This window comes from Fontisubflavum oceani (assembly GCF_030407165.1).
In the GTDB taxonomy this organism is placed as follows: Bacteria; Pseudomonadota; Alphaproteobacteria; order Rhodobacterales; family Rhodobacteraceae; genus Rhodophyticola; species Rhodophyticola oceani.
Genome location: NZ_CP129111.1, coordinates 2,858,446 through 2,873,278, shown reverse-complemented (window position 1 = coordinate 2,873,278; position 14,833 = coordinate 2,858,446). Strand labels below are relative to the sequence as shown.

Annotated in this window: 17 protein-coding genes and 1 pseudogene; 14 read left to right on the top strand and 4 right to left on the bottom strand. The window is 62.2% G+C overall.

Going from position 1 to position 14,833, the window contains the following annotated elements:
• The first annotated feature begins 9 nt into the window (after positions 1 to 9).
• From QTA57_RS14655 to lpxB, 5 genes are all read left to right on the top strand, one after another.
• Positions 10 to 642 carry an OmpH family outer membrane protein gene (locus tag QTA57_RS14655; protein WP_290152167.1) on the top strand — a complete coding sequence of 211 codons (633 nt, stop codon included), beginning with the start codon at positions 10 to 12 and terminating at the stop codon, positions 640 to 642.
• Positions 643 to 733: 91 nt separating this feature from the next.
• Complete coding sequence (fabZ, locus tag QTA57_RS14650; protein WP_171560922.1) at positions 734 to 1,204, top strand: 3-hydroxyacyl-ACP dehydratase FabZ; 471 nt, start codon at positions 734 to 736, stop codon at positions 1,202 to 1,204.
• Entirely contained in the window at positions 1,204 to 2,007 is an 804-nt protein-coding gene (gene lpxA, locus QTA57_RS14645) for an acyl-ACP--UDP-N-acetylglucosamine O-acyltransferase (RefSeq protein ID WP_290152166.1), read from the top strand. Before fabZ ends, lpxA begins: the two co-directional genes overlap by 1 nt.
• A gap of 4 nt (positions 2,008 to 2,011) precedes the next feature.
• Positions 2,012 to 2,794 (top strand): LpxI family protein, encoded by a 783-nt coding sequence (locus QTA57_RS14640; protein WP_290152165.1) that lies wholly within the window; start codon positions 2,012 to 2,014, stop codon positions 2,792 to 2,794.
• A gap of 59 nt (positions 2,795 to 2,853) precedes the next feature.
• A complete protein-coding gene (gene lpxB / locus QTA57_RS14635; RefSeq protein ID WP_290154931.1) occupies positions 2,854 to 3,963 on the top strand; it encodes a lipid-A-disaccharide synthase in 1,110 nt (369 codons plus the stop codon).
• A gap of 52 nt (positions 3,964 to 4,015) precedes the next feature.
• Here the strand turns inward: lpxB and QTA57_RS14630 are convergent, their stop codons facing one another.
• Positions 4,016 to 4,486 carry a YbaK/EbsC family protein gene (locus tag QTA57_RS14630; RefSeq protein ID WP_290152164.1) on the bottom strand — a complete coding sequence of 157 codons (471 nt, stop codon included), beginning with the start codon at positions 4,484 to 4,486 and terminating at the stop codon, positions 4,016 to 4,018.
• A gap of 176 nt (positions 4,487 to 4,662) precedes the next feature.
• On the opposite strand from QTA57_RS14630, the gene QTA57_RS14625 reads away from it, so the two are divergent.
• The 4 genes and pseudogenes from QTA57_RS14625 (at position 4,663) to QTA57_RS14610 (ending at position 8,450) form a co-directional block, all read left to right on the top strand.
• Entirely contained in the window at positions 4,663 to 4,929 is a 267-nt protein-coding gene (locus tag QTA57_RS14625) for a hypothetical protein (protein ID WP_330696706.1), read from the top strand.
• Positions 4,926 to 7,725 (top strand): annotated as a pseudogene (locus QTA57_RS14620) ([protein-PII] uridylyltransferase family protein). The gene QTA57_RS14625 and the pseudogene QTA57_RS14620 overlap by 4 nt, the downstream one beginning before the upstream one ends.
• Positions 7,722 to 7,997, top strand: coding sequence for a hypothetical protein (locus tag QTA57_RS14615; RefSeq protein ID WP_145209272.1), 276 nt, complete (start codon positions 7,722 to 7,724; stop codon positions 7,995 to 7,997). Before QTA57_RS14620 ends, QTA57_RS14615 begins: the two are co-directional and overlap by 4 nt.
• 21 nt (positions 7,998 to 8,018) lie before the next feature.
• Positions 8,019 to 8,450 carry a hypothetical protein gene (locus QTA57_RS14610; RefSeq protein ID WP_290152163.1) on the top strand — a complete coding sequence of 144 codons (432 nt, stop codon included), beginning with the start codon at positions 8,019 to 8,021 and terminating at the stop codon, positions 8,448 to 8,450.
• Here QTA57_RS14610 and QTA57_RS14605 read toward each other — a convergent pair.
• The gene (locus tag QTA57_RS14605; protein WP_145209266.1) at positions 8,447 to 9,436 is read right to left on the bottom strand and encodes a GlxA family transcriptional regulator; all 990 of its coding nucleotides are present in this window, start codon (positions 9,434 to 9,436) and stop codon (positions 8,447 to 8,449) included. The genes QTA57_RS14610 and QTA57_RS14605 overlap by 4 nt on opposite strands.
• A gap of 166 nt (positions 9,437 to 9,602) precedes the next feature.
• Between QTA57_RS14605 and QTA57_RS14600 the strand changes: the two genes are divergently transcribed.
• Positions 9,603 to 10,976, top strand: coding sequence for a class II 3-deoxy-7-phosphoheptulonate synthase (locus QTA57_RS14600; protein ID WP_290152160.1), 1,374 nt, complete (start codon positions 9,603 to 9,605; stop codon positions 10,974 to 10,976).
• Between the two features lie 305 nt (positions 10,977 to 11,281).
• On the opposite strand, the gene QTA57_RS14595 is transcribed toward QTA57_RS14600, so the two are convergent.
• Positions 11,282 to 11,821 carry a PAS domain-containing protein gene (locus tag QTA57_RS14595; RefSeq protein ID WP_290152159.1) on the bottom strand — a complete coding sequence of 180 codons (540 nt, stop codon included), beginning with the start codon at positions 11,819 to 11,821 and terminating at the stop codon, positions 11,282 to 11,284.
• A 129-nt stretch (positions 11,822 to 11,950) separates the two neighbouring features.
• On the opposite strand from QTA57_RS14595, the gene QTA57_RS14590 reads away from it, so the two are divergent.
• Genes QTA57_RS14590 through QTA57_RS14580 form a run of 3 tightly spaced genes read left to right on the top strand, consistent with a single transcriptional unit; the run spans position 11,951 to position 14,009 of the window.
• A complete protein-coding gene (locus QTA57_RS14590; RefSeq protein ID WP_290152158.1) occupies positions 11,951 to 12,838 on the top strand; it encodes a YicC/YloC family endoribonuclease in 888 nt (295 codons plus the stop codon).
• A 2-nt stretch (positions 12,839 to 12,840) separates the two neighbouring features.
• Entirely contained in the window at positions 12,841 to 13,491 is a 651-nt protein-coding gene (gene gmk, locus QTA57_RS14585; RefSeq protein WP_290152157.1) for a guanylate kinase, read from the top strand.
• Complete coding sequence (locus QTA57_RS14580; protein ID WP_290152156.1) at positions 13,488 to 14,009, top strand: gamma carbonic anhydrase family protein; 522 nt, start codon at positions 13,488 to 13,490, stop codon at positions 14,007 to 14,009. Before gmk ends, QTA57_RS14580 begins: the two co-directional genes overlap by 4 nt.
• Here QTA57_RS14580 and QTA57_RS14575 read toward each other — a convergent pair.
• Complete coding sequence (locus tag QTA57_RS14575) at positions 14,006 to 14,617, bottom strand: histidine phosphotransferase family protein (RefSeq protein ID WP_290152155.1); 612 nt, start codon at positions 14,615 to 14,617, stop codon at positions 14,006 to 14,008. The genes QTA57_RS14580 and QTA57_RS14575 overlap by 4 nt on opposite strands.
• Before the next feature lie 15 nt (positions 14,618 to 14,632).
• Here QTA57_RS14575 and QTA57_RS14570 point away from each other — a divergent pair, with 15 nt between their 5' ends.
• A complete protein-coding gene (locus tag QTA57_RS14570; protein ID WP_290152154.1) occupies positions 14,633 to 14,818 on the top strand; it encodes a DUF3553 domain-containing protein in 186 nt (61 codons plus the stop codon).
• The last annotated feature ends 15 nt before the right edge of the window (positions 14,819 to 14,833 follow it).

Genomic DNA, 14,833 nt, shown 5'->3' with positions numbered 1-14,833 from the left:
AGAACGGGCATGGCGCATGCGCGCTTCAGGCCGATATGGGGTTTGGCCATTTTGGCCCTCCTCATTTGGGCCGCGCCGCGCCCCGCGTCGACGCAGACCAGCGCGGCGCCAGAGGGGGTTTTGGTACTAAACCAGGATCGGTTGTTTTCGGCCTCTCTTTATGGGCAGCGGGTTCAGAGCGAGTTGGAAGCCGCAGGCGAAAGCTTGGCGGCTGAGAACCGGGAGATCGAAGCACAACTTACAGAAGAAGAGATGCGCCTGACAGGTGAGCGCGCCACCATGGATCCGATGGCGTTTCGGGCCTTGGCCGAGGAATTTGATGCGCGCGTGGGCGAAATCCGGCAAGCGCAAGAGACCAAAGCGCAATCGCTGAGTCTGCAGGCCGACGCCGCGCGGCAGCGGTTTTTCGAACTGGCCTTTCCAATTCTATTGGATCTGGTTCGAGAGCGCGGCGCGGCCGTCATCATGGACAATCGCGCGGTGCTTTTATCGGCGGAATCGGTCGACATCACCACCTTGGCCTTGGAACGCGTCGACGCCCGCCTCGGCGATGGTGGCGAAGGTCCGCTTTTGCAGGGTGGTGATCTTCCCGCGCCCTTGGCCCGGCCAGACGACGAAAATGGATCCTCGACGGCCCCATGAGCCGCCGCTGAACCGCCCTTGCCGCGCGCGACCCGAGTTGTTACGCAGAGGGCGTGTGCGTCAATAACGATCCAAAGGACACCAGCACCCAATGACCACCCCGCCCAAGACCGCTGATATTGACTTGATCCAACGGATCATTCCACATCGTTATCCGTTCCTATTGATCGACAAAGTGCGGGAGATCGTGCCGTTTACCAGCGCCGTTGGCGTCAAAAATGTCACCTTCAACGAGCCGCATTTTCAGGGCCATTTCCCGGGCGCGCCGATCATGCCCGGCGTGACGATCATCGAGGCGATGGCTCAGACGGCTGCCGTGATGGTCGGGGTTAGCATGGATATGGCTGACAAGGATTTGCTGGTCTATTTCATGGCAATCGACAAATGCAAGTTCCGCCGCAAGGTTGTGCCGGGCGATGTCTTGGAGCTGTCGGTGACGGTCACGCGCGGCAAAGCGGGGGCCAAGGTTTGGAAGTTCCAAGGTGTGGCCACGGTCGAGGGGGAGATGGCGGCTGAGGCCGAGTTCACCGCGATGATGGATTTGCCAGCAGAGGGCGCTTGATGGCTATCGATCCCTCCGCGCGCATCCATCCCTCCTCTGTGGTCGAAGACGGGGCGGTGATCGGTCCCGAGTGTGAGATTGGGCCGTTTTGCGTTGTCGGGCCAGAGGTCACGCTTGGGGTGCGGGTGCATCTGAAATCCCACGCCATCGTGACGGGCTGGACGGAGATCGGCGATGAGACGGTGATCTTCCCCTTCGCTAATATCGGCGACATCCCGCAAGACAAGAAATTCGCTGGCGAGCGGACGCGGCTGATCGTTGGCAAGCGCAACCGCATCCGCGAAGGTGTGACGATGAACACCGGCACGGAAGGCGGGGGTGGGGTGACCAAGGTGGGCGATGACGGGTTATTCCTGGCCAATGCCCATGTCGCCCATGACGCGATCGTGGGCGACCGGGTGATCGCGGTGAACAATGCCTCAATCGGTGGACATTGCATCATCGAAGACGATGTTTTGATCGGCGGCCTGTCGGGTGTGCATCAATTCGTGCGGATCGGCAAAGGCGCGATCATTGGTGCGGTGACGATGGTGACCCATGATGTGATCCCCTATGGGCTGGTCCATGCGCCGCGCGGCGAGTTGAAGGGTCTGAACCTTGTCGGGTTGAAGCGTCGGGGGGTGAGGCGCGAGGATATCATGGCGCTGCGCGCGGCATTCCAGGCGCTGGCGCAGGGCGAAGATGCGTTCCAAGACCGCGCCCGCCGCTTGCGGGATGCCGATGAGGGGACGTCGCCTTATGTGGATGAGATCGTCGCCTTCGTTTTGGGCGACTCGGGTCGCTCCTTCCTGACGCCGGGCTGAAGCGATGGCGCGTGCGATCATCGCTGGCTCTGGTGCTCTGCCACAGTTGTTGTTGGAGGCGGGGCCGGCGTGTGTGGTGGCGTTTCAAGGCGTTGAGATGCAGGTCAGAGACGCGCCGGTGATCCCGGCCAGGTTCGAGCAGCTTGGCGGATTGTTCGAGGCATTGCGAGCGCAAGGTGTCGACGAGTTGTGTTTGGCAGGCGCGATGACCCGCCCGCAATTTGACCCCTCGGCTTTGGATGAGACGACCATCGCACTGCTGCCGCGTCTTATGGCGGCGATTGAGCAGGGGGATGATGGCCTCCTGCGCAGTGTTATCGAGCTTCTGGAAGATGAAGGCTTTGCGGTCCGCGCGGCCCATGAGCTGCGCCCTGATCTGGTGGCGGAAGAGGGGGTGCTCGCCGGCATTCCGACCAGTGAGCACCAGACAGACGCTACGCGGGCCCGTGCCGTTCTAGACGCGCTTGGGCCGCTTGATGTGGGGCAGGGCGCGGTTGCGGCCTCGGGGCAAGTTTTGGGGATCGAAACCTTGCAGGGGACCGATGCGATGCTGGACTTCGTGGCGCAGACCCGGCCCGGATCGGGCGGGGTTTTCGTCAAACGCCCGAAACCGGGGCAGGATCTGCGGGTCGATATGCCGGCGATTGGGGCCGATACGGTCCGTCTTGCGGCGAAGGCCGGTCTCTCCGGGATCGAGATCGCCGCAGGCGGCGTGCTGCTTCTGGATCGTGGCACGGTTCTGGCCGAGGCGGAGGCCAAGGGCGTCGCGATTTGGGCGGCCCCGTGACCCGGCGCTTGTTTCTGATCGCGGGCGAACCTTCGGGCGATCGTTTGGGGGCGGCATTGATGGCCGGGCTGAGAGCCATGGAACCGGATCTGGAGTTTCACGGCATTGGCGGGCCCTTGATGCAGGCGGAGGGGTTGCAGACGCTGTTTCCGATGGAGGAGCTAAGCGTCATCGGTCTGGCCGAGATCCTGCCGCGCCTGCGGTCGCTGTTGCGGCGGGTGTCGGAAACCGCCGATGAGATCGTGGCGACACGGCCCGATGCGCTGATCACCATCGACATCCCTGAGTTTTCGCTCCGCGTCGCGGCGAAGGTCAAGGCCCGGGCGCGCGATCTACGCACGATCCATTATGTGGCGCCAACGGTCTGGGCCTGGCGCGCCGGGCGGGCCAGGAAAATGGCGCGGTCGATCGATCATGTGCTGGCGTTATTCCCGTTTGAGCCGCCTTTGATGGAGGCCGCCGGTATGACCTGCGATTTCGTCGGCCATCCGGTCGCGACCGAGCCCGTTGCAAGCGCTGAGGAGGCGCAGGCGTTCCGATCCCGGCACGGGATTGGTGCCGACGCGCCGGTTCTGTTGGTTTTGCCCGGATCGCGCCGAGGTGAGGTTGCCCGGCTTTCGCCGATTTTCGGCGAGGCGCTGCGCCCGGTTTTGGCGGCGTATCCGGATCTGCGTGTTGTGCTGCCGACGCTGGCGGCGGTGGCCGATGATGTGGCGGAACTGACCGCAAGCTGGCCGGTTTCGCCCGTGATCTTGGACCCGCGGGAGAGGTCGGCGGCGGATGCCGCGGTCGAGAAGCGGGCGGCATTCGCAGCGGCCGATCTGGCGCTTGCGGCGTCTGGTACCGTCAGTTTGGAGCTGGCGGCAGCGGCCACGCCGATGGTGATCGCTTACGATATGAGTTGGCTGTCGAAACAGGTGATCCGCATGATGCTGCGGATCGATACGGTGACCTTGGTCAATCTGGTCTCGGACACGCATGCGGTGCCGGAGTTCTTGGCGGAGAACTGTCGGCCCGGGCCGATCTCCGATGCCTTATTGCAGCTTCTGGAGGATGGCGCCGCGCGACAGGCGCAGCTTGATGCGGCTGATTTGGCGATGGACCGGTTGGGGCGTGGCGGGGATGCGCCGGGGCTCAGGGCGGCGGCGTCCGTGCTGCGCGCGATCTGAACGCGCCCGGAATTTTCGAAAATTCCGGGCGGAAAACCCTGTTTTCCGGGTGTCAGGCGGTGAAGCTGGCCGGTCTGGCCCCGCTCAGCCCGATCAGGACATCCGGCGCGATGGGAAAGATATGCCGTGGCGTGCCCGCTGCTGCATAAACGATCTCGAACTCTGAGAGGCGCGGATCGAACCAGGCGCGGATGGGCGTGAGATGGCCGATGGGCGCAACGCCGCCAATGGCAAAGCCGGTTTGCGCGCGGATCAGGTCGGCATCGGCCTTGCCCAGAGGTTCCCCGGCCAGGGCGCTGGCTTTGTCTGCGTCGACCTGGTTGCCGCCAGCGGTGATAAAGAGCACGGCTTCGCCGCTGGTCTCGGCTTTGAAAATGATCGATTTCGCGATCTGATCCAGCGCACAGCCCGCCGTCTCGGCGGCCTGAGCCGCTGTCCGGGTTGTGGAGGGCATCTCCAGAACGGCGGTCTCCACGCCAGCCTCGGCCAATGCGCGTTCCACGCGTTTCAAACTCTTGCTCATCGGCTTGCCCCTTGTTCCTGAGGCGCGACCATTGCAAGGATCGGGGGGAACGACAAGTGTGGGATAGCGAGCGCCATGGAACAGGAGATTGAAGCGGCGGAGCGCGCGGTTTGGGAGGCCTTGAAGGCCGGAGACGCGGCGGCCGATGCGGCGCTGTTGAGCGCGGATTTTCTGGTGTGTATCCAAGCGGCTTTGCCGGGCACGCCGAGCATTCCAGCCAATTGTCGGAGGGGCCAACCGTTGCCGAGTACACCCTCTCCGATCCGCATTTTCGCCAGCTTGGGCCTGATTGCGGGCTTTATTCCTATCGCGCGGCCTATCGTCGTCCGGGCGGCTCGGAAGAGGTGATGTTTGTCAGCTCCATCTGGCAGCGCCGGGCCCAAGGCTGGATCAATATCTTCAGCCAGGACACCCCCCTAGATGAGGCTGATCAGACCCCATGACATTCGCCGCGCGCATCACGCGTCATCCGATTGCTTTTGATCCTGAGCGCGGCCGCGAGGCGCTGGCGCTGTTTCCTGACCTATCGCCGGAATTGCGCCCGTTGATATCGGGCACGGCGGGCTGCAGCCCGTATCTGGCCCGGCTGATGACACAAGAGACGGATTGGCTCGCCGAAGCATTAACGACCGCGCCGGAGACGGCGCAAGTCGGCATTCTGGCCGCCACCGCAGAATTGGACGGCACCCGACTGGCCAGCGGGCTTCGGCAGTTGAAACGGCGCGCAGCGCTTCTGACGGCGCTGGCGGATTTGGGCGGGGTCTGGCGCTTGGAAGAGGTCACAGGCGCGCTGACCGATTTTGCGGATGGCGCCGTTCACGTTGCGATGCGGACCCATATCGGGACCGAGATCAAACGCCGCAAGCTGCCAGGGATGGTGCCGGAGGATGCGGAAACCGGTGCCGGGATGGTGGCGCTGGCTATGGGAAAGATGGGCGCGGGGGAGTTGAACTATTCCTCGGATATCGACCTGATTTGCCTGTTCGATGAAAGCCGGTTCGACCCGGCCGACGAGATGGACGCCCGCGCCAGTTTCATCCGCGCGACGCGGCGGATGGCGGCGACGCTGTCGGAAAACACCGCTGAAGGCTATGTGTTCCGCACCGATCTGCGCTTGCGCCCAGATGCAGGATCGACACCGGTTTGCATCTCGATGGCGGCGGCGGAGCGCTATTACGAGGCCGAGGGGCGCAGTTGGGAGCGCGGTGCCTATATCAAAGCCGCGCGGCGGCGGGCGATATTGCGGCGGGCGCCCGCTTCTTGGACATCCTGACGCCCTTCGTTTGGCGCAAACATCTGGATTTCGCGACGATACAAGACACCCATGATATGCGGCAGCGGATCAGGTCGCATAAGGGGCTGCATGGGCCAATTGCCCTGGACGGTCATAATATGAAGCTTGGTGCCGGGGGCATCCGCGAGATCGAGTTTTTTGCGCAGACCCGGCAATTGGTGGCGGGCGGGCGTGACCCGGATTTGCGAAGCCGGGAGACGGTGGTCGCACTTGAGGCGTTGGCCCGGAAAGGCTGGATCGAGGCCGACACCGCGGAGGCTTTGAGTACGCATTACCGCGCCCATCGGGAGGTGGAGCATCGCTTGCAGATGATTGCCGATGCGCAAACTCATAGCCTGCCGAATTCGGATGAGGGTTTTGACCGGCTGGCGCGGTTCTGCGGTATGGCCGATACGGATCTGTTCCGGGATGCGTTGAAGGGCCGGTTGAAGGCCGTGGATCATCTGACCGAGCCGTTTTTTGCGCCCGATGCGCGCGCTGATCCAGAACCCGAGCTGAGCGAGACGGCCCGTGATATTGTCGAGCGCTGGCATGGGTATCCGGCGCTCCGCTCCGCCCGGGGGCAGGAGATTTTCGCCCGGCTCCGCCCGGATCTTTTGGCCCGGTTCGCCAAGGCGGCGCGCCCGGAAGAGGCGCTTGGTAATTTCGATGGATTCTTGCGCGGCTTGCCGGCCGGCGTGCAGCTCTTTTCGCTGTTCGAGGCGAACCCACCCTTGGTGGATTTGATCGTCGATATCTGCGCCACGGCACCGGGGCTCGCGCGGTATCTCTCGCGGCACTCGGCGGTGCTTGATGCCGTTCTGGGCGGCAGTTTCTTTGCGGCATGGCCCGGTGCCGAAGCCCTGACGCAGGACCTGTCGGCCGCTTTGATTGGGTTGGATTATGAGGCGCAGTTGGATGAGGCCCGGCGCTGGCAGAAGGAATGGCATTTTCGGATCGGCGTGCATCACCTGCGCGGGTTGATCGATGCGGAAGAGGCAGGGGCGCAGTATTCCGCCTTGGCCGATGCGGTCGTCGCCGGTCTCTGGCCTGCGGTCTGCGCCGATATTGCGCGGCGTCATGGGCCAGCGCCGGGTCGCGGTGGCGCTGTTCTGGCCATGGGCAGTTTGGGTGCCGGACGGTTGAGTGCGGGGTCAGACCTCGATCTGATCGTCATTTATGATTCTGAGGGCGTTGAGATGACAGAAGGCCGCCGCCCGCTGGACCCGCGATCTTGGTTTGCCAAGGCGACAAAGGCGCTGGTGACGGCGCTGAGCGCGCCGACCGCGTCGGGCAAGCTCTATGAAGTAGATATGCGGCTCAGACCCTCGGGGCGGCAGGGGCCGGTCGCCACGGGGTTGGAGGCGTTTCGGCAGTATCAGATGACCGAGGCCTGGACCTGGGAACATATGGCGCTGACCCGGGCCCGGTCGGTGGCCGGTGCGCCCGAGCTGATGGCCGATATCGAAGCGGTGCGCCGGGATGTTTTGGCTGCCGAGACGACAGCCGAAACCGTCTTGCGGGACACCGCCGAGATGCGGAGCCGACTGCAGGCGGCGGGGCGGGGCGGCGATACGTGGTCGGTGAAAGGTGGCACCGGTGGCGCGCAAGAGATCGAGCTTCTGGCTCAGGCTGCAGCCTTGGCGGCGGGCGACCCGGCGCGCGAGGTCGCCGGGCAGATTACGGCGGCTGAACGGCTTGGTTGGCTGTCGAGGTCGGCGGGGAAGCGCTCCGCGATGCCTACCGGCTCTTTACCCGGGTTCAGCAGGCCACCCGGCTTTTGACCGACCAGGCCCTTGACCTGGAGGAGATCGGCGTTGGCGGGCGAGCGTTTCTCTGCCAGACGACGGAGACCGACACGATCGAGGCCTTGACGAGAATGCTTGACGCGGCCCGGTCGGAGGCGGCACTGATCGTTGCAGGCATCTTGCCCGAGACGGGTGCAGAGACAGGAACATCCACATGAGCAAACCCGGCGACGCCAATGATCCGAAAGGCCTGATCCGTGAGGCGTATTTGATCGATGGGATCACCCTGCCAGAATGCCGCTCGATCTTCATGGATTGGGCCTTGAGCCTGGCCGCGCCGGACCCGCGGGCGGCCATAGAAATCCTTTTGGCGCGCCATGGTGTTGGCCATGACGATCACCCGATGACCGAGGTCCTAAAGGCCGGACGTGCGGCCCCACCTGCGACCAAACGTCGGGGCGGGCGCGCCGCCCGTCTTGAGAACGGCTGAGCCATGAAGGATCACAGAAGCATGTCTGCGATCGGGCGGCTGATTTTTGCGGCGCTTTTGGCGGTGATGCCGGTTTCCGCGCTCGCGCAAGACCGGACGCCTGGCGTCTTCGACGATTATGATGCCATGCGCGCCACCTTGGACAGGTTGGTCATGTCTCGCGCGGTGTCGGAACTCCTGGCCGCTTTTGGCGGAAGCGATGAGATGTCGCCACAAGATGTCATCGCGGTCGAGGCCCAGTTGCGCGGGTTCTATCCCAATGATTTTGTGGACGGGGCCGTGATGCAAGATGGCTCCATGTCGAATGGATTCCAGCAGCAGATCATCGCCTATTGGGACAATGAGTTCAATTATATCTATGTGCATTTGCTTCTGCACGACCGAGGTGATGATTTGGTGGCGATCCGTATGGGATTTAACACCGATATCAACGTGTTTTTGCCGCTGTTCTAACCCGATAGGCGCGCGGCCTGCGATCCGCGCTCGCGATAGGGGGTCGTGTCGTAATGCGCCCGATAGCATTTTGAGAAATGCGACGGAGATGCAAAGCCACATGCCAGCGCCACATTGATCACGCTCATATCGGTCTGCATCAGGAGGTTCCGCGCTTTCGCCAGTCGCAACTCCATGTAATAGCGCTTGGGAGAGCGGTTCAGGTAGCGCCGGAACAGGCGTTCCAATTGCCGGGTCGACATGCCGACATCGCTGGCCAGAACCGACGGGCTGATCGGGTCTTCGATATTCTGCTCCATCATCCGAATGACCTGGCTGAGCTTCGGATGGCGCACGCCGATCCGGGTTGGGATCGAGAGGCGTTGGGTGTCTTGATCGGTGCGGATCGAGGTGTAGATCAACTGATCGGCGACCAAATTGGCCAACTCCTCGCCATGATCGGTGGCGATGATTTTCAGCATCAGGTCAATTGAGGCCGTGCCACCTGCCGTCGTGATCCGGTTGCCATCAATCACAAAGACCGATTTGGTCAGCGCCACATCCTCGAATTCTTCGGTGAAGCTGTCTTGGTTTTCCCAATGGATCGTGGCGCGTTTGCCATCCAAAAGCCCGGCCTTGGCGAGCGAGTAGCCCGCGGTGCACAGCCCGCCGATGACTGGCCCTTTGCGCGCTTCCCGGCGGAGCCAGTTTAGAAGCCGCTTATTCGTCGCCCCCTGCACGTCAATGCCACCGCAGAGCAAAACGATGTCATCGCGCCCGACCTCTTCGAGATCGTGATCGAGCTTGTAGCCAATCCCGGCGCTGCAATAGACCATCTCGCCGCCTTCGCCAGCGAGGGACCATTCATAGAGCGTCTCGCCCGCCATGCGGTTGGCGATCCGCAATGCCTCCACCGCGCAGGAGAAGCAGAGCATGGTAAACTGGTCCAGCAGCACGAACACATAGCGTTTCGGCTGGTTCGGCACGCCGTTTTTCAGGCTGGGCATGCGCCGGTCCCTTTCTTCCTCCCATCCGGGCCAATCGACGGCCCGATTTGATAGCGAAACCACCATTTGCGAGTCTTGGCAATCCCCGATAGCGCTAAAAAAAGGCCATTGGATGCACCGCCGGACATGCCTATAAGCGTGTCGGTGAGCGATGTAGGAGGCTGTCATGACAGCGGCACAAGGCTGGAGCAAATCGGATTGGCGTGCGAAACCGCGGGTTCAGATGCCGGATTATCCCGACCAGGCGGCATTGGCCGCGGTTGAGGCGCAGCTTGGGAATTATCCGCCGCTGGTTTTTGCCGGTGAGGCGCGGCGGTTGAAATCGGAACTGGCGGCTGTCTCGCGCGGCGAGGCGTTTTTGCTGCAAGGCGGGGATTGCGCCGAAAGCTTTGCCGAGTTCAGTGCCGATACGATCCGCGACACGTTCCAGGTGATGCTGCAAATGGCGATGGTGCTGACCTATGGCGCGAAAGTGCCGGTGGTGAAGGTCGGTCGGATGGCGGGCCAGTTTGCCAAGCCACGTTCGGCCCCGACCGAGGTTGTCGGCGGCGTAGAGCTGCCCAGCTATCGCGGCGACATCATCAACGAGCTGGATTTCACACCCGAGTCGCGGATTCCCGATCCGGCGAAAATGCTGCAGGCCTATACGCAGGCAGCCGCGTCGCTGAACCTGCTGCGCGCGTTTTCGACCGGTGGTTTTGCCGATATGCACCGGGTGCATTCCTGGACGCTTGGCTTCACGGATGGGGCAGGGGCCGAGAAATATCGCGATATCGCAACCCGAATTCAGGACACGATTGATTTCATGGCTGCGGCGGGCATCGATGGCGGGACGACCCATGAATTCTCGACCGTCGATTTCTATACCAGCCATGAGGCGTTGCTTCTGGAATACGAAGAAGCGCTGGCGCGGGTCGATTCGACCACCGGGCTGCCGCTGGCCGGGTCGGGCCACATGATCTGGATCGGGGATCGGACGCGGCAACCCGATGGGGCCCATGTGGAGTTCGCGCGCGGCGTTCAAAATCCGATTGGTCTGAAATGCGGGCCGTCGACTTCGGCAGAGGATTTGAAAGTGTTGATGGCGAGGCTGAACCCGGAGAACGAAGCCGGACGACTGACCCTGATCGCGCGGTTCGGTGCCGGTAAAGTTGGTGAGCATCTCCCCCGTCTGATCAAGGCGGTTCAGGAGGAAGGTGCCAATGTCGTTTGGTCCTGTGACCCGATGCATGGCAACACGGTCAAGGCGAACTCCGGTTATAAGACGCGGTTCTTCAACGCGATCTTGCAGGAGATTCAGGAGTTCTTTGCGATCCACCGTGCCGAGGGGACTGTACCCGGCGGCGTGCATTTCGAGATGACGGGTAAAGACGTAACCGAGTGCACTGGCGGCGTGCGCGCGGTGACCGATGAGGATTTGTCGGATCGATATCACACGGCCTGCGACCCTCGGTTGAACGCCAGCCAGTCACTTGAATTGGCCTTCTTGGTGGCCGAAGAGCTGTCGGCCGGTCGCGAGGCGAAACGCGCCGTCGGATAACGTGAGGGAAAGAGACAGAAGGCTCGGGGTCCGCGACGTGCTTCGAGCCTTTTTTGTGTCGATCGCATTGAGGATGCCGTCAGCCGCGAGGCGGCTAGCGTGTTAACCTTTACATCGCGGCCATCGCGAATTGGTTAATCGCGCGTGGTCAGATCGCTAGTCCTTGCCGCCTTTGACGACCCGCAAAATGGGTCTCTTGTCAGATGTGATCGGTGGTGGTGGTGTCCAGGGGGCCGGGGCTTCGGCCAATCCCGATGCGCCATCATATTGTGTCCCCAGAGCGGGGCGGCCTGCGCGCAAGGGTGTCACGTTTGTCCGACGCAAGCGGAAGCGGCGGGGGGCTGCCCGATCACCCCTTCGGTGACAAGCACCCCAAGCGCGCGGCTGATTTCCCCATCGATATTGCGCAGGGGAAGAAGCGCCATCCACCCATCCAGCGGCGCGCGCCCTTCAGCATCGGATATCAGTCCCAAATCCAAACGACACGGTCCGGTGAAGACGGTTTCCACATGCTCCATCAAAGACTTACGCTCACTCAGCTCAAAAATAGCATGGAACGGCATGCCGCGGACGTCCAGACCCATCAACTCGTTTACATGGGTTCCCGAAAGGCGGAACCGCACCGCGTCTGGGCGGGCGCGATCAAGGATGAAGGTATGGCTTAAGGCTTCCGAAATCTCGCGCGTATCGATATCGGACCGGTTGGGCACATCCCGAGAGGCCCGGAGACGATCCCAGTACTCAATCACGTCACGTATCGTCGGATGCGCCATCGTATGCTTTCGCTGCCAGCGGGCAACGACATTCTCGCTCGCCGTCTGTATCCCACACCGCGCGCGCCTCATCTCACGCCCTCCCAATGGGATCGTCGCGTTGTGAAGCGATCACAGAATGTGTTAACGCTAGCCACGAAATCCTTACCCAAATCTTAACAACTGAATAAAATTCTACGGGCATGGGGGACAAAATCCTAAATGGTTAACTCAATGACTGGCTATGCGGTACGCGAAGGAAGTGCGCCGGGGCAGGTGTGGTCCTGGGAAATGCGTAGTGTGAATGCCAAAGGTTTGGACCTGCGGTTGCGCTTGCCAGAGCGCATGGGCGCGCTTGAAACCGCCTTGCGGAAACGGCTTGGCGCGGCGCTTGGGCGCGGCAGTGTTAGCCTCTCGTTGAAATTGGCGCGCGCGCCTGGCGCTGCGACGCAGGCCGTCGATCAAGCCGCACTGACTTCAGCGCTCGCCGCGATGGCGGAGGCGACCCGGGCGGCAGAGGCGGTTGGCTTGGTGATTGCGGAGGCGACGCCGACAGATGTTTTGGCGATGCCAGGCGTTTATGATGCCCGCGGCGCGGACCCAGAACCACCGGCTCTTGAGGTGTTGCTGGAGGATTTCGATGCGCTTTTGGCGGCGTTTCAGACCATGCGGGCCAATGAAGGTCTTGCGCTGGATGCGGTGCTGACCCGGCAGTTGGGCGAGATGGACGAGTTGATCGAGGCGGCCGCAACACGTGCCGTGGCTCGGCAGGAGAAGGCGGCCCAGGCTTTTCGGGAGAATGTGGCCAAGCTGATCGAGGCGGCCGAGGGCCTGGACGAGTCGCGACTGGCGCAAGAGTTGGCGCTGTTGGCGGTGAAAGCGGACGTGACCGAAGAGATTGATCGCCTACGCGCGCATGTGGTGGCGGCGCGCGAATTACTGACGACCGAGGGGCCGGTGGGCCGGAAGCTCGACTTTCTGATGCAGGAGTTCAACCGCGAGGCCAATACGCTGTGTTCCAAATCTTCGGATACCGAACTGACGCGCATCGGGCTTGACCTGAAAGTGCTGATCGATCAGATGCGCGAACAAGTTCAAAACGTGGAATAAAGATGCCGCTTCAAACCCGCCGTGGATTGCTGATCATCCTGTCCTCGCCCTCGGGTGCCGGGAAAACGACCCTGGCGCGTAGGTTGATGGCCTGGGATCCGAGCTTGAGTTTTTCGATCTCCGCGACGACGCGGCCTGCGCGCCCAGGTGAGGTCGATGGGCAGCATTATCATTTTCTGAGCGAAATGGCGTTCAAGAAATTGGTGGCTGACAACGCCATGCTGGAACACGCGTTTGTCTTCGGCAATTTCTATGGCAGCCCCTTGGCGCCGGTGGCCGAGGCCATCGATGAGGGGCGTGACGTGCTGTTCGATATCGATTGGCAGGGGGCGCAGCAGATCAAGACCTCGGCGCTTCGCGATCATGTCCTATCGATCTTCATTCTGCCGCCCTCGATAGCCGAGCTGAAACGGCGATTGGAGGCGCGGGGGCAGGACGATGCCGAGACCATCGCGAAACGGATGCAGAAAAGCTGGGATGAGATCAGCCATTGGGATGGCTATGATTACGTGCTGATCAACGAGGACTTGGACGCAACCGAAGCGAAACTGAAACAGATTGTCGAGGCGGAGCGGTTGAAGCAGGCGCAGCAACCTGGTCTGCAAGGGCATGTGCGGATGTTGCATGACCAGTTCGAGGAGGGCCGGGGATGATTTATGCGCTTGACGGGATTGCCCCGGAAATTGCCGAGGATACATGGGTCGCGCCCGATGCGAATGTGATTGGCCGGGTCGTGCTCGAAGCCGGCGCGAGTGTCTGGTTTGGTTGCACGATCCGCGGGGATAACGAGGAAATCCGGATCGGTGCGGGCTCGAACGTGCAGGAGAACTGCGTTTTTCATACCGATCCGGGTTGTCCTCTGACCATCGGGGCGGATTGCACGATTGGTCATAAGGCGATGCTACATGGCTGCACAATTGGCGATGGGTCGCTGATCGGGATGGGGGCTACGGTTTTGAATGGCGCCAAGATCGGGCGCGGCTGTTTGGTCGGTGCTGGGGCCTTGGTGACCGAGGGCAAAGAGATCCCTGATGGCAGCTTGGTGATGGGCGCACCAGGCAAGGTGGTACGGGCGCTTGACGAGGCGGCGACGGCAGGGCTTTTGGCCTCAGCCGAGCATTACCGACAGAATATGCGGCGGTTCCGGGCCGGGTTGGTGCCGCTGTCTTAGACCTGGATGTCGAGCCCGGTCTCGCCGACGCGCACCCGCGGGCCGCGCCCGATGGCAAAGGCCGTATCCCTCAGGAGAAGAAATTGCACCTCCGCAGGGCGGACATCCGCCGTTTCCGATGGATGCTCTAAGAGTTGCCAAAGCGCGCGGTCTGCGGTGAGCCTTGGCCCTTCGGCGGTGACATGCAGCCCCGTCTCACCTAGCGTAACGGTGATGTCGCCCCCCATCGGCAAGGCAGTCTCGGCACAGTTCAGCATCAAAAACGCGAGTTTGACGTCCAGCCGTGGCATTGCCTCAGTCGGCGTCCACGTGACACGCAGCCGCCCGGTGGCGTGCAGGCCAGACAGGATGTCATCGATTTCCCGGCGGCTGATCGTTTGGTCGGCGCAGGCCGCCCCAAACGCGATCCGAAAAAATCGAATGCGGGCCAGGGCATCCTTGACCGCATCCGTGATCAGCGCCATCTCTGGGCCATCGGTGCTGCCGGTCATACCTAGGAGCTCGACGCCGTTGCCAATGGCGCCAAGCGGGTTCACGAGATCATGGCAAAGTCGCGAGCCAACCAGCGCGGCCACATCTTCGGGCGGAAAAATCGGTCTGTCCTCCATTTGCGGAGCCTCTACATGTCGGATGATCTAAATGCGATTTTGGAGCCGGGTATGATTGTCCGCCACCCGGATCGGTCCGATTGGGGGCGCGGGCAGGTGCAGTCAAATATCGGGGGCAAAATCACTGTGAATTTCGAGCATACCGGAAAGGTTGTCATGGACGGCACGCGCGTTGGGCTGATCATAGACGTCCTCTCGTAAAGCTCGAGCGATAAT